Source organism: Saccharibacillus sp. JS10 (assembly GCF_024436065.1).
In the GTDB taxonomy this organism is placed as follows: Bacteria; Bacillota; Bacilli; order Paenibacillales; family Paenibacillaceae; genus Saccharibacillus.
Window position 1 is genome coordinate 761,267 of the sequence record NZ_JANFNS010000001.1, and the last position, 14,452, is coordinate 775,718.

Here is a 14,452-nt window from a genome sequence, read left to right on the forward strand (position 1 = left end):
GCAAAAAGCCGTATCTTGATCAACAGATCAAGATGCGGCTTGCTCGTTATATTTAAAGTTGAGACAGACGCATGCGTACTCGTTCTAATATGCGCTCAACTTCGGAAGCTTCGACAGGCTTGGCAATAAAGTCGTCCATACCGCCGTTCAGACATCTTGCAATATCTTCTTCGCGTACAAACGAACTTACGCCAACGATCAAAGGCATGCGGTCTGGCGGGACATGAGTACGGATATAGGAAGCTGCTTCAACGCCATCTACGCCCGGCATACGGACATCCATCAAAATCAGATCGTAATGACTGGATAAAGCTTGACGCATCGCACGTTCTCCATCTTCGACGATATGCACATCACAATCGAAACGAACCAACATCGCTTCTAACACTTTTCGATTAACCGGATGATCTTCGGCGATTAAGACTTGCAGCTTTTGACGATCTTGGGTCACTAAAGTATTCGAAACCGGCGTTTCAATCTCTTCATTTGTAGAAAGAGTCTGTAACTCGGTATCCATCATTCCGATAAACGTCGAATCAATCGATTCCGGGATAACAAAACGCAGCAAGAAGCGGAATGTCGAACCTTCGCCTTCTTCGCTTTCAACCGAGATCATCCCGCCCATCAACTCGACCAATTTCCGACTGATTGACAGCCCTAAGCCTGTACCGCCGTATTTGCGATTCAATGTAGGATGCAACTGAGAAAACGGCTGGAATAACAGACTTTGCTTATCGCGCGCGATCCCGATTCCGGTATCTTTGACCGAAAATTCGATCCAGATCTCGTTAGGCGCACGAAAAGCTTTTGGCGCAATATGAAGTTCGACGCTGCCATGATCGGTAAATTTAATAGCGTTTCCGACCAGATTAATTAAGATCTGACGCAATCGTTCTCCGTCTGCGATTAAGACAGAAGGCACGCGCTGCACCTCTTCATCGACTGCGAATTTAAGCGCCAAGCCTTTCTCTGTAGCACGCGGCAAAAATAGTTGGATCACGCTGACCAGCAAATCTTGCAGCTCTACAGGCTCCGGTTCAATCTCCATACGACCGGCTTCGATTTTACTGATATCCAAAATTTCATTCAAAATCTTAAGCAACGAACGACTGCTCTCGGAAATAATATCGGCATATTGCCGCTGCTCGGATTGAAGATCGGTTTCTTTGAGCAAATCGGTCATCCCGATAATTCCGTTCATCGGCGTTCGCAGCTCATGACTAACGGTAGATAAAAATTCGGATTTGGCTTGATCGGCGCGCTCTGCGGTTTCTTTGGCTCGGATAATTTCTTTTTCCCCGGTCACGTCGCGGAATACCAATACAGCACCCCGGTGTTGGTCGCGATCCATAATCGGAGTGATCTGATACGAAGCCAAAAAGCTCGAACCGTCTTTTCGCCAAAACACGGCTTCGGTCTGGGTATGCGCGACACCTGATTTCAACGCATCCAGCAGCTCTGTACCGACAGACTGATACGATCCTTCTTGCGTTTGCGATTGCTGCATCATTTCGGTATACGACCATCCGATCGCTTCGCCGCCTTCGTACCCGAACATTGCTGCCGCCGCAGGATTTGTGAACATGATCTGTCCATTCGGATCGAATCCGATAATGCCTTCGGAGACGGTATTCAGCAGTAGCGAATGTTGATAACTCAACGCTTCGATCTGCGAAATATATTGTTTGCGTTCGGTAATATCGGTAATGATCGCATACACGCCGGACTGGTCTTTTTTCGAACCGATCGGAACGTAAGCCACATTAATATCCCGGAACTGACCGTCGCGACGATGGAACGAAGTTTCGAATACGCGAGATTCTCCGACCCGAGCCGCTTGGAAATGTTTACGCGACAGATCAATATACTTTTTCGGCTGAAGCATGCTGATGCGAAGACGTTGAAGTTGTTCACGGTCGTAACCGCTCAGAGCTTCCATCGCCGGATTAACGGTCAAAATACGACCTTTCATATCCAGCGACATGATACCGGAATTATGATTCATGAATAACGAGCGGTATTTGCTTTCACTGCTACGCAATTTTTCTTCAATCCGCACTCTTGCCGTGACGTCTTGGACAATTCCTATCACTTGTAGCGGCTCACCTGTTGTGCTATCTCTGGATACTTCCCAAATATCGTAAATCGTTTTCTCTGTTCCGTCTGGAAGCTTGATCCGATACGTAACGGCGCCATCTCGACCTTGTTTGAGCAGATCACGAATCGCTTGTTCGACTCGAACCGCATCATCGGGATGTACGATTTGCAAAAGGGATCGCGAGCCAGATTCGACCGCATTCACGGTATAATCAAAAATCTCGCGCATTTCGCGCGAAAAATAAAGACGCATCTGGACTAAATCCCAATGCCATGAGCCGATATTCGCAAGTTTTTGAGCTTTTGCCAATACAATATCGTTCATTTTACGTTCCGTAATATCGCGTGCGATAACGAGTACGCGACTGACTTCGCCTTTGGAATCGCGTATTAGCCGAAATGAAGTATCGACCCAGCGTACACTTCCGTTTTTATGTAAGACACGCCGTTCAAAGTTTTGATTTTCGGCATACAAAGTACCGTCAAGCTTCATTTTGGTTGCATCGCCGGAATGATAAAATCCAGTCCGGTTGCGTCCGATCATTTCTTCTGCCGTGTAACCCAATGTTCGCTCTACCGAAGGAGATACATATAATAAAGTGCCATCCGGTTTACTAAACGAGATCATATCCGGCGTATTTTGTGTAATTAATCGATAAATCTCGCGGGTTCGATCACCTTGATCCGTTACCGCACATTCACGATGTGTCATATCTTCGATATAGACAATAATAAAAGGTGATTCATTAGGATCACAAAGCTCACATTCTACTTCAACCCAAATCACATCTTCCGAGCTGCGTGCAAGGCGGATTTCGATCGGTCCGAACGGTCTTTTGTTTTGTTTCCACTCCGTAAACGAATCCAATAAATCTAATGTGCTATCCGCTTCAGCTCGAAGAACTTGCAAATAACCGTCGTCTAATAGTTGATCTATAGATAGACCTAGAATTCGGCTTGCCGCAGGATTGGCACTGACACATTTCGCTTCGGAGTCAAGAAGTAACACGCCAGTAGATATTTTGTTGTACATCCGAGCATATATCGATACATTTGGAATATAAGGCGCGGTCACGTTCATTCTCCTTTTAAAAAAAGCTATTCATGATATTTACCCAAATCAACCCTGTTTATATCTAAATTGATCATGTATGCAGAAAAATTCATAATAACTTTCCATTATAGAAGCAACTTTGGAATGGAGCCACCTTTTCTATTAAAAAATTAAGAACTTATCGTCGAATGTTGTCGAAATTCCTTACAAACGCTATGAGGATGTTACAAAGTCCGGTATAGTGTATACAAGTAGAAAATCCTGATGATCGGAGTTACTTTTCGAATCGTCTTGAAGGAGGAGCTTATGAAACGGATCAAACCTTCCGCTTTAACTAAAAATAATCGAACCCCATCTGCATCGACGCAGCAATCGGAAGAATACATACTTAGCGAAGAAATAATTTCAAGCTTACCGCTTTCTTTCCTATCTCCATTTTTACGTGAACTTAACGATTCCGCAAAACGAAAACTCGCTCAATTTTTGGAATTCCCTTTTGCACGCCGAAATTCGAACTTATTCCCGGATACATTATTTTCCAAATCGATGCTGGATCTATCAACCAAAGCTCGTAGTAACCGAGAAATCAGACGCAAACTCGCCGAAGGCATTTTGGCACAAGTCTTGCCGATTCTAAAATTTTCTGAACCTTTTACGGTACAAAACTTCGATGAACATCAATCAGAATGGATTCAGCGCTACGGAAAATGGCATTGTTATTGGGCACTTTACTTGTCTCCGGCTGCCGATCTTCATGATGAATCTGAGCAGTTACGACTTCAACGTCTAGCTGAAGAACCTGCTGCTACGATTGAACTATCCAGTATTTCTGCGGCTTCTACCGATACCGATTTAAAACCCTCGTCTTCTTCTGTTGCGCCAACATCCGCTCGCAATGAAGCTGCCGAACAACGTCGGATCGACAAGTTGAATCGGCGGATCGAGCAGCTTGAAGAACGTGCAAAACGCGAAGAAGAACGTGCCCGTCGTGCCGAAAAAGAAGCGAATGACAGCAAGCGTGAGGCGACGCAGCTTCAAGCTCAAATCAAGCAAGAACAACAAGAACGAGAAGCTCAGCGCAAACAAATCACTTTTTTGACCGAAGAACGACAAGGATTTGCCGGACGTGTAGCCGAAGCCAAGCGGGTGTATAAGCAAGAACGAATTCGGTTGGAAGACGAATATAACCAAACGAAGAAATTGGCTGAAACTTTGGAGAAACGTCTTCAAGCTGCGCAAGAGCAATTAAGTATACGAAAAAATGCCATTGAAAATATATCCATAGCACATGAATTCGAATTTTTTGTACGGGAAGATCTACGAAAGTCCGGTTCTTCAATACTTGAAAGCAATCAACCGGGTGATACGGAACTTCGCACACATATGCGCCGTACGCTGGATTTGTTGGATGCTTTGGATGCGTATACAGCAGGCCGTCGCTTAATCGAAAGTTCGGATCAGGAACTCCCTCTTCAGCAAACGATATTAGCGCCTTCTGTAGCCGAATCGAAGTCTGAAGCTACATCTACCGAACCGGTTCCGGTCTCTGATCCTGAGTCGCCAGAATTAGACGAAGTTGGGCAAGAAGAAGGGCAAGCCGGTACGTTCTATCGTCGCGACCATGGCGGTTATATCGTCTGCGAAGACGGCGAAAGCTTTAATATTACGGAATCTATGGTGTATAAGCATCAGCTTCAACATGAAGCCGAAGTATGGTGTGTACCCCATCCTGATGGGCATGGCGGAACGCAATATGAATTATCGTTGTTATTCCAAGGAGACGATACGTTCTCTCCAGTGCGGCAATATAAAGGATATGCGGAGCAAGATGAGCAAGGAAATTGGTATGCTGTAGATATGAATGATTCAGATCGACGTTATCCGATTCATACGCGAGATCTGGATATTCAGCGTCCCGTTGATGGAGCGCCGTGTATTTTCAACGTAGGCGAAGAAGAAACGCTCGCTCGCCTAGCTCGCGTCTATCGGGATTTCTCGGCTCCCGATTCTATGCCCAAACGCGACACCTCTCTGCCTCGCCCTACGACTTCAGGCGCAGGGAAAACGAAGCGTGAAGGTCGCAAAAGCAAACCGGAACCGTTTTTGCCGGGTTGCACGATCGTGGTTATGGGTGGGCAACGCAAATGGTTCGAAGATGTCGTGGTCGAGAGCGGCGCTGAATACGTGCATGAAAATGGGCTGCGTCCCGATTTGGTCGCTTCCGATTTGCGCCGTGCCCAAGCGCTATTCTTACTGATTACCTCGACGTCGCACCGCGCTTCATGGGAAAGTGTCGAAGCCGCAAAAGCGGCAGAAATTCCGTATTTTATTATTCAAGGTTCCAAATCGAATTTGCGTAATTTATTATGGGAAAATCGCGAAATTATCCTTGCGGCTAATCGCGGAACCGAAGCTTAACTCAAACCTAAAAATCCCGTTCACAGATGAAATTTCGTCTGTAAACGGGATTTTTCATAAGCTTTGTTTATTGCAAAACAGGCAACCGATTTTGCGGCGCTGGCGCATATTCGTCATAAGATAATCGAATATGCGAAGTGCTTAAAGGTTGCCGTTCAATGATGGCTTTGCGCTTGGCTTTAAGAACGATTTGTTCCATATCGGCAAAGCTGCAACCACAAAGCAACCGACAAGCTTCGGCTTCAGCCCCTTTTTCACATTCAAAATCGCTAATTAACAAACGAATATAGGTCTGGCGATCTTGTTCATCCGGTAAAGCGTAAGTCATGCGCGTATCGAAGCGTCGCCAGATTGCCGGATCGAGTTCCGTTTCCAAATTCGTTGCCGCCATAAAGATACTGCGATCTCCAAATTCGTCCAAACATTGCAAAAGCGTATTCACGGCTCTTGCCATTTCTTTCACTTCATCGCCGCTTTCGCGTGTTCGGGCTACCGCATCGAATTCATCCAGAAATAATACGCAAGGCACGATCGAAGCGTAATCGAAAATTTTGCGGATATTACTTCCTGTCTCGCCTAAATGACTATGGATCAGCGCATCCAATCGAACAACGATCAGCGGGATATCCAGTGAAGCCGCCACATGAAAAGCAGTGAGCGTTTTGCCGGTTCCGGGTGGGCCGTACATCACGACTTTATTAGGAATCGGAACTCCGTGTTGATTGAATTCTTCGGCTCGACTTAAGATCGTCATAAACTCTTCAACAATCCGCTGATTCCGTTCAGGTAATACCAAATATTTCACTTTGCGTTTGCAGTCTTTGGCTTCGTAAGTGGTTGCCATGTCTGTGCCTTTGGATCGTGGCAGACGCATCGATGTTGAAGCTTTTGCCATACTGATTCCTGCCTTTCTATTAATCGTAATTATTACTATTAGATCATGAGTATTTTCTATTGTCAAACGCAATTGGCAAAACAAAAAAAGTGCGAAGTACAAGAATCAGTTCTTGTACTTCGCACTTTTGCAATTTGAATCTTGTAAATCTTATAGGGATGAACAGTTACGCTTGATACGCCACACGTCCGTTGACGACCGTCATGACAGCTTTCGCATCCAATAATGACTGTTCACTCTCTGCTATATTCCGGTCAAACACCGTGAAATCAGCGGCATATCCTTCTTCAAACTTGCCTCGTTCATGCGACTCCGCAGCGGCTAACGCACTGCCTTCTGTAAACAACCACAACGATTGTTCCAAGCTGAGCCGCTCATTCGGCAAATATCCATCGGTAGGCTCTAACGAATCTAGCCTACGGCGCGTCATCGCGGCATGAATACCGAGCAGCGGGTTCAGTGGCTCGATCGGCGCATCGCTGCCGCCCGCGCAGATCACACCGGATTCCATAATCGTTTTCCACGCATATAAATATTGAGTCCGATCCGGCCCTACCCGATCCAGTACCCACGGGAAATCACTTGCTACAAATCTGGGCTGAATATCGGCGATTAGTTGTAATCGGGTCATACGCTCTAGCAACTTCTGATCCAACACTTGCGCATGGATAAACCGATCCGGAAGCGATGTGATTCCGGTAAGCGGATATTGCTCCATCGCACGCAGCGTCAGATCTGCCGCCCCGTCGCCAATCGCGTGAACGGCAATCGGGAATCCTAACGAACGAGTACGTTTCGTCAATTCATACAAACGCTCAAGCGAATGAATCGCCATGCCGCTTGTATGCGGAGCGTCATGATACGGCGCATTGAGTAGCGCCGTTCGCCCTCCGATCGCGCCATCCGAGAAGATTTTAACGGCTCCAAGCCGTAGCCACTCATCGCCTTCTCCTGCGGTCAGACCCAGACTTTGAATTTCATCCAAATAATCATGGAACAAAAGCTGATGCGAACGCAAATATATACCTTCTTCGCGTAATTCGCGATGAATCCTCCGCATGACGTCGATCCCGCCTAAATAACGCAGATCTTCGGTATGCACAGCCGTTAAGCCCAATTCCAACGCATACTTCGCAGCTGCGCGAATGGTCGCTTTTTTAGCTGAATAATCATCTTCCGGCTGTACGGCGATCAGGGGTTTGCATGCTTCTTCGTAAATCCAGCCATTCAACGCCCCGTTAGAGTCGCGACCAAAAGCACCCGAAGGTGGATCAGGCGTATCTGCTGTAATCTGCGCGCGGTCAAAAGCTTGGGTATTTGCCAAAAACGCATGAAAACAAGTCCGGGTCAAATATAACGGGTGATTGCCGGCAACTTCGTTTAACTCTTCCAGACTTGGCGCTTCAGCAGGAGAAAATTGATTTTCGTTCCAGTTGAGCCCGAAAATCCATTGACCTTCTGGCGTCTGCTGTGCACGTTCGCGGATTTGTTGCAGCATTTTACTTTTCGATCTTGTTTCTGAAAAGTCTAACGCAGACAGCTTCATGCCTTGCATCGATAAGTGCATATGCGAATCGACCAAGCCTGTGTGCACATAAGCTCCGTTCCAATCAACGGTTTGGTAAGAACGCCCCGAAAGTTGGAGCTGTAACTCATGTGCAGTGCCGATTTGACGGATGATGCCATTTTCCACATACACAGCATTCGCCGTTTCCGCAGAATTTGAAGATTTTAAGATGCCGTTTTTGAATAAAATCCCTTCAGAAACAGGAGAACGATCAGTCATTGAAGTTTGTCCTTTCTAGGTTCACCTCTAATTATTCATGCTCCAAATCCGCAAGACCATACACTTGTTTTTCCAACTTTTTCTGATCTTGTTCGAGCCATTTACTTTGCTGCTCAGAAGTCCGTAATTTTTCTCGGTATTCGGCTTGAAGCTTATCTAATCGCGAAATTTCAACATCCAACGCATTGATACGTTCTTGCTCAGCGGCAACCACATATCGTTCGCCTTGCCCCCACTCGCCATCGCTTCGGAGCGCTTCTTCTGCCATCTTTTCCAGCAGTCGATCTTGTTTGCGGCGAAGATCAATCAACGTCACACTGGATGCCGCGTAGTTCAGCGTATATTTCACCAGACCGGCAAAACCTTGTGTTCGTTCTTGTCTGGATGCTTCGGCATCTCCCATTCGACGATGATTATCCGCATATTCATGCAGCAATTGATCGAAGAAAGCGGATATATGAGGAAGCTGCATACTGCTCACCCGAAGCTTGTCTACTAACGAAGAACGAATCTCGGCAATACGCTGCTTGGACGAAGCTCGGTCGTTTTTTGCCGCTTCCAATTGCTCGGCGCAACTTGCCGCCTCGCGCGTATAATAATCAATCTGCGTCTGTTCTTCGGCAATTTCGGCTTGGAAGCGAGCATGTTCCGCTGCATGGGAACGCCATAGCGCAAGAAGCGGCTCAACATCCGCTTCTTGTGCATCTTCCGAGACCAATTCCGGTAAAAAGAGTTGCGTAAGCAAAATCGGAAGACGTCTACGCTGCGGATTGAGATTTCGGTACATCGAAAGCGTCGCATTTTTGCCTCCGTTTGGCAGGACTTGTAGAAATGCCGGGCTTGCCGAGACATGCAAAAAGGCGATTCTGCTGCCGTTTAATTGCGACACTTGACCGATACCCATCAGACCTTCTGCCGCGGCGAGAAGGGTCATTGCAGCTTCGTAATAGGCAAAGCCTTGTTGCTGCTCAAGCACTTGAAGCAATATTTTCGCACCACTCGGACGCGTTGGAATTGTAGGCTCTTCTGCATTTGACTCTGGTTCTGATTCCGGGTCGTTAGAAGTCATCGGCTCAGGAGTAATTTCGCCTAATTCCTGCTCTCGAAAAGCCGCTTCCGGCGATTCGGCAATCGCTTGTTGCGATACTTCTTCAAATACGGAATCCATAGGTTCAGATCTTTCTGATTGCGTAGCTTCTTGCATCTGCCAGACCTCGGATCGATCGGGCAAAATGGACGAAATCCGTTGCATATACCGTTCCCAATCTTCTTGCGAAGCGGTATCTAGCAACCGTCCCAAAGACTGCATCCACTGGACAATCTGGTAATCGATTAACGCTTCCAATTCACTGACATCGGGGTGTTCTTCACGATATGCCAAATAGCTGCGATCTTCTTCGGAGACACCGATTTCGATCTGCTCTACAATCCCTCCTGCGAATTGTTCCAACTCCGAAGCAGTCGATAACGGCATCCCTACTAACTTGGCTCGTTTGGACAATTCCAGTAGAATTCCCAGACGCAAATCATCGTCGTTCGATTGTCGATAAAAGACCACTTTTTCTTCTAATTTCTTTGCAAAACGTTCCGGTTCCCGTTTGATCCAATCTCGAATTTTGGAAACCAAAAGCTCTTGAACCGCCGTGTCGCAGCAAAGCACGTACATCAGTCGTAATTCATCGCCTTCCAATTTGTTAAGCGCTTGCGCAAAAGTATGCCCGTACATGATCCCACTCCTTTGATCATTATCTCTTCGTACTGTTAGTTTAACCGCTTCCGGTAGCTTCGTTCAAATTTTCTTCTTGACCTTTCGAAGATTGCTCTCTATAATCCAATATCAACGAAACATTCGGCTTTGACCGAAGACAATATTCCTTGAGCGCACCGTCCAGAGAAAGAAGCGATTGCTGAGAGCTTCTTCGGAAAGCGACCCGGAATTACCCCTTCGCAGCCGCGAAAGCGAACACCATGTCCGCTGCCGATCCTGAGTGGATTTGTACGATGGTCTTTAGCTTCCGCCGCTTAATCCTCGTTAACGGATTCCAAGTAAGGGTCATGACGATTGATCGAAGCATCTGCTTTCGAATGTCATGGCTGAATGAGGGTGGAACCACGAGCTGAGCGCACTCGTCCCTTTCCGGGAGAGTGTGCTTTTTGCGTTTTCCGGAAGATCGTCTGCGCTCGCCACCCTATTACACTTGGAGGAATGCAGCATGTCTCAACTATCCAATCTCAACGTCAATTCGTATTCGAACGATCGCGAACGAATTGATATGACTTTTCCCAATGGCGATGTACGCCAAGTCTTACCCGGTACTTCGATTCTCGAAATCGCACGCTCTGTCGGAACTTCACTCGGTAAAAATGCAGTCGCTGCCCGCTTGAACGGACGAATCGTCGATTTATCGGAATCTGTACAGGAATCCGCTTCACTCGAAATTTTACTTCCGGCGGACGCAGACAGCCTTCCGGTCTTTCGCCGAAGCGCGGCAGCCCTGCTCGCTCATGCCGTAAAACGATTATACGGTGTTGATTCCGCCGTTCGACTTGGAGACAGCCAAATCGTGAAAGACGGCTTTTATTACGAATTCGATTTGCCTTCTGCTCTTTCTGCCGAAGATCTGCCTATAATCGAACGCGAAATGCGAAAAATCGCCGAAGAAAATGTACCGCTGCGTAGCCGTAAAATCAGCCGTGAAGAAGCTTTATCCTTGTTCCAAGGTCGTAACGAGCTTTACAAAGTTGAACGGATTAAAGAATCATCAGACAACGCAGAGCTTCGAATTTATGAGCAAGGCGAATTTGTAGATCTGTGCGATGAACCATTGCTGCCTTCGCTTCATCGGCTCAAAGCTTTTAAACTACTGAGCGTCGCCGGAGCTTACTGGAAAGGCGATTCGGAGCGTCCGGTGCTCCAGCGAATTCAAGGCTCGGCATTTCCGCGAAAAGAGCAACTTGACGAACACCTGCAACTGCTGGAAGAAGCGAAAAAGCGAGATCACCGCAAGCTGGGACGCGAGCTAAAACTATTTATGTTCTCGGACGAAGCACCGGGCATGCCGTTCTTCTTGCCGAACGGGATGAAGCTGCGTACAGAACTTGAAGACTTTTCCCGTCGTATCCAGCTACGTAGCGGGTACGACGAAGTCCGATCCCCGTTTATGATGAACCGTCGTCTATGGGAAGAATCCGGACACTGGGATCATTACAAAGACAATATGTATTTTTCAGAGGTCGATGACGAAGCTTTCGCGCTCAAGCCGATGAACTGTCCCGGGCACATGCTGATGTATAAAAACGAACTACGCTCTTATCGCGATCTGCCGATCCGTATGATGGAGTTCGGTCAAGTCCATCGTCATGAATACTCCGGTGCGCTGAATGGGCTGATGCGGGTGCGGACTTTTTGCCAAGACGATGCACATCTGTTCGTATTGCCAAATCAGATCGAAGACGAGATCGGAAAAGTCATGGATCTGATTGACCGGATGTACCTCGTGTTCGGATTCGACTACCGAATCGAACTGTCTACTCGTCCCGAAGATTCTATGGGTTCGGAAGAATTATGGGACGAGGCTGAAAACGCACTGCGCCATGTGTTAGAAGATCGCGGCGTAGCGTATGTGCTGAACGAAGGCGATGGTGCTTTTTACGGACCTAAGATTGATTATCATGTACTGGACGCGCTTGGACGTAGTTGGCAGTGCGGCACAATCCAGCTTGATTTCCAAATGCCGGAGAAGTTCGATCTGTCGTATGTAGGCGAAGACGGCGGAAAACATCGACCGGTCGTTATTCATCGCGCGATCTACGGATCGATTGACCGATTTATCGGGATCTTGATCGAACATTATGCAGGTGCTTTCCCACTGTGGCTGGCTCCGATTCAGGTTCGTGTGCTACCGGTATCTGCTCATTATGACGATTATGCGTTCGAAGTGCGAAAAATCCTGCGAGATGCCGGGATTCGCGTGGAAGCAGACGTCAGCGGAAATAAGCTCGGTTATAAGATGCGAGCCGCGCAGCAGGACAAAGTGCCTTATGTGTTCGTAGTCGGGGAAAAAGAACGGGAATCCGGTAGTGTAAACGTACGGCGATATAACGGCGATGAACAGGTTCTGATGTCATTGGATGAAGCCGTTGGGGCATTATTAGCGGAGCAACAAATTAACGTATAATTAAGCGTATGCTGTACATGTGCAAAATAAAAAGGAGGGAATGCACAGGCTGATGCCGATGCTCCCTCCTTTTTACTTTTTCACTTCTGACTCACTCATAAAGATTTAACCTTACGAATTGCGGCTGCTTTTAAATACAGAGACTGCTGCTTCGAACTCTGAACGTGCTTCTTTTACCTGCTGCGCTGTGGTCGATGTCTCTAGCGCACGTTCGGCTTTGCCGATCGCTCTTTTGAGTGTACCGATCGATGAAGCACCGTATTGACCTTTTTCTTTACCCACCGGTGAATCAAGCAAAGGCTCGGCTGACTTCATATCGGTTGCTAATGTCAGACCTTCGCTTAATGCGGCATACGTATTCTCGACACCGGATTGCGCGGCATCCAGTTCGTTTTTTCCAGAAGCGCGACCTAAAATAGCTTGAAGAGCCGTGGAAGAAGTATCGTATGCACTGCGTAAATGTTCGACTACATCTTCGTCAATGTTCTCGGTGCGTGCTTCGATATTAGCTTCGTACTGCTTGAGCACCGAAGTATAGTCGGATGCGCGGAAAGTTGTACGATCATTCGCTTCCGACTCTCGTAGTAAGAATTGCTTGTATGCAGAAAGCGCACCGTCTTTTGTCGAATCTGCGGATAGCTTGTTTTGGGCTTCGGCGATACCTTGAAGAACGATTGCACCGACTTGGTCGTTGGTCGTGTTGCTTTTCGTTTTCGCTAACATCGTCTTCACTTCATTCGCATTGCTGATCGCTTCGCCGTTATAACGGTCAAGCGCTTCTTCCAATTTGCGCGAAGTCGAATAGATTCGATCGGCAGGCGCATCAGGATCAGCCAATACTTCAACGGCGCGATTCAGCGTGTCAGAAAGTTGAACCGAAGCTTTTTCTGATGTGGGAAGCGAAAAGTGCTGGGTCGTTTGGAGCGCCATCACTTCGAGATCGATCAGTGCCGAACGTGTAGCCGCGAGCGAAGAATTTTTCGGATTTACCGAAAGTGCAGGCGTGATCACTTCTGCATCGCCTACTAGAGTTACAGACTTCGTGTTCGATCCAGAAGCAGTCATTGCCGGAGTTGTAGAGGTCTGAGTTACCTTTTCCGCGACTTCGGGCGTTACAGAAGGTTCAGATTCAGACTTCGGCGAGACGGAATCTGTATCTTTAATGTAATCAGACGAATCAGATGATTCGTTGAATGTCGTGGTCGTTTGAGAATCAGATGAATTGGACCAAAGATGCGGAATCGCGTAAGCGCCCCCGACTACGACTACACCGGCTAATACGGTGAGCGGTAACTTTTTTCTGGACTTTGGCTTTTCTTGTCTACGATCTGAACGTTTGTTTTCCATAGGAATGCCTCCTCTTAAGATGTGCAAGTGATTATGTACGGCGATTCGTCAGGGGATATGGTTCTTTCTCCTTTAAACCAATAAAGCCCCCCCGAATCGAAAAAAAGCCCTTCTTCATGTCGAAGAAAGACTTTTAACCCGTTTATTTTTAGCTCCTTTTAATCGATTGCGACCAACTGCCATTGATCATCAGCATCTTTTTCGAAATAATAATAGTTCCCTCCGCTTTGAATCTCATCGCTTCCTGGCATCAGCACATCATGATCTACTTTCACCAGAACTTTGCCGTGGTCTTCTCTGACATCCGATACTTTTTTGAAGTCATATTGATTTTGAAGTATATAATCGAACGCACCGTTAGAATCAGGAATAATTTCTTCATTTAACTTCTTGTCATCTTGCTCCGCGATCGCGTTAAGCGTTGCTTTCAACTTATTTTCGATGTCTTCATTCCATAGAGGGCTGTTCACCGCATCCCAATCGACATGCACACCGGTATGAATCGTAGGTTCTTTTTTCGGTTCTTCGCTTGCAGGTGCAGCTTCTTGAGTAGACGCAGGTTCTTGAGCTTGAGCCGCAACAACTTCTTGAGACTCAGGCTCCGATTTATTCTCGCAAGCGACTAAGACACTGATCGCTAATAGTGTAATAATGATCATAGAAATAATTTTTTTCAT

Annotated in this window: 8 protein-coding genes; 2 read left to right on the plus strand and 6 right to left on the minus strand. The window is 47.0% G+C overall.

Annotation, left to right across the window (positions count from 1 at the left end; all coding sequences use genetic code 11):
• Positions 1-52: 52 nt before the first annotated feature.
• Entirely contained in the window at positions 53-3,172 is a 3,120-nt protein-coding gene (locus NOM90_RS03555) for a PAS domain S-box protein (RefSeq protein WP_255940041.1), read from the minus strand.
• A gap of 285 nt (positions 3,173-3,457) precedes the next feature.
• Between NOM90_RS03555 and NOM90_RS03560 the strand changes: the two genes are divergently transcribed.
• The gene (locus tag NOM90_RS03560) at positions 3,458-5,569 is read left to right on the plus strand and encodes a hypothetical protein (RefSeq protein WP_255940043.1); all 2,112 of its coding nucleotides are present in this window, start codon (positions 3,458-3,460) and stop codon (positions 5,567-5,569) included.
• Between the two features lie 67 nt (positions 5,570-5,636).
• Here NOM90_RS03560 and NOM90_RS03565 read toward each other — a convergent pair whose 3' ends face one another.
• The 3 genes from NOM90_RS03565 to NOM90_RS03575 form a co-directional block, all read right to left on the minus strand.
• Positions 5,637-6,464, minus strand: a complete 828-nt coding sequence (locus NOM90_RS03565) for an AAA family ATPase (protein WP_255940044.1) — start codon at positions 6,462-6,464, stop codon at positions 5,637-5,639.
• Positions 6,465-6,630: 166 nt separating this feature from the next.
• Positions 6,631-8,250 (minus strand): amidohydrolase, encoded by a 1,620-nt coding sequence (locus tag NOM90_RS03570; RefSeq protein WP_255940045.1) that lies wholly within the window; start codon positions 8,248-8,250, stop codon positions 6,631-6,633.
• Between the two features lie 31 nt (positions 8,251-8,281).
• Positions 8,282-9,976, minus strand: coding sequence for a coiled-coil domain-containing protein (locus tag NOM90_RS03575; RefSeq protein ID WP_255940046.1), 1,695 nt, complete (start codon positions 9,974-9,976; stop codon positions 8,282-8,284).
• 487 nt (positions 9,977-10,463) lie between these two features.
• On the opposite strand from NOM90_RS03575, the gene thrS reads away from it, so the two are divergent.
• Entirely contained in the window at positions 10,464-12,428 is a 1,965-nt protein-coding gene (gene thrS, locus NOM90_RS03580; RefSeq protein WP_255940047.1) for a threonine--tRNA ligase, read from the plus strand.
• A 111-nt stretch (positions 12,429-12,539) separates the two neighbouring features.
• On the opposite strand, the gene NOM90_RS03585 is transcribed toward thrS, so the two are convergent.
• Both NOM90_RS03585 and NOM90_RS03590 read right to left on the minus strand, forming a co-directional pair.
• Complete coding sequence (locus NOM90_RS03585) at positions 12,540-13,775, minus strand: hypothetical protein (protein WP_255940048.1); 1,236 nt, start codon at positions 13,773-13,775, stop codon at positions 12,540-12,542.
• A 158-nt stretch (positions 13,776-13,933) separates the two neighbouring features.
• Positions 13,934-14,452 (minus strand): hypothetical protein, encoded by a 519-nt coding sequence (locus tag NOM90_RS03590; RefSeq protein WP_255940049.1) that lies wholly within the window; start codon positions 14,450-14,452, stop codon positions 13,934-13,936.

What these genes read in the sequence shown, in the direction of transcription:
- thrS (WP_255940047.1), top strand. Translation starts at nt 10,464, where the DNA reads ATGTCTCAACTATCCAATCTCAACGTCAATTCGTATTCGAACGATCGC.
- NOM90_RS03585 (WP_255940048.1), bottom strand. Translation starts at nt 13,775, where the DNA reads ATGGAAAACAAACGTTCAGATCGTAGACAAGAAAAGCCAAAGTCCAGA.
- NOM90_RS03590 (WP_255940049.1), bottom strand. Translation starts at nt 14,452, where the DNA reads ATGAAAAAAATTATTTCTATGATCATTATTACACTATTAGCGATCAGT.
- NOM90_RS03575 (WP_255940046.1), bottom strand. Translation starts at nt 9,976, where the DNA reads ATGTACGGGCATACTTTTGCGCAAGCGCTTAACAAATTGGAAGGCGAT.
- NOM90_RS03565 (WP_255940044.1), bottom strand. Translation starts at nt 6,464, where the DNA reads ATGGCAAAAGCTTCAACATCGATGCGTCTGCCACGATCCAAAGGCACA.
- NOM90_RS03560 (WP_255940043.1), top strand. Translation starts at nt 3,458, where the DNA reads ATGAAACGGATCAAACCTTCCGCTTTAACTAAAAATAATCGAACCCCA.
- NOM90_RS03570 (WP_255940045.1), bottom strand. Translation starts at nt 8,250, where the DNA reads ATGACTGATCGTTCTCCTGTTTCTGAAGGGATTTTATTCAAAAACGGC.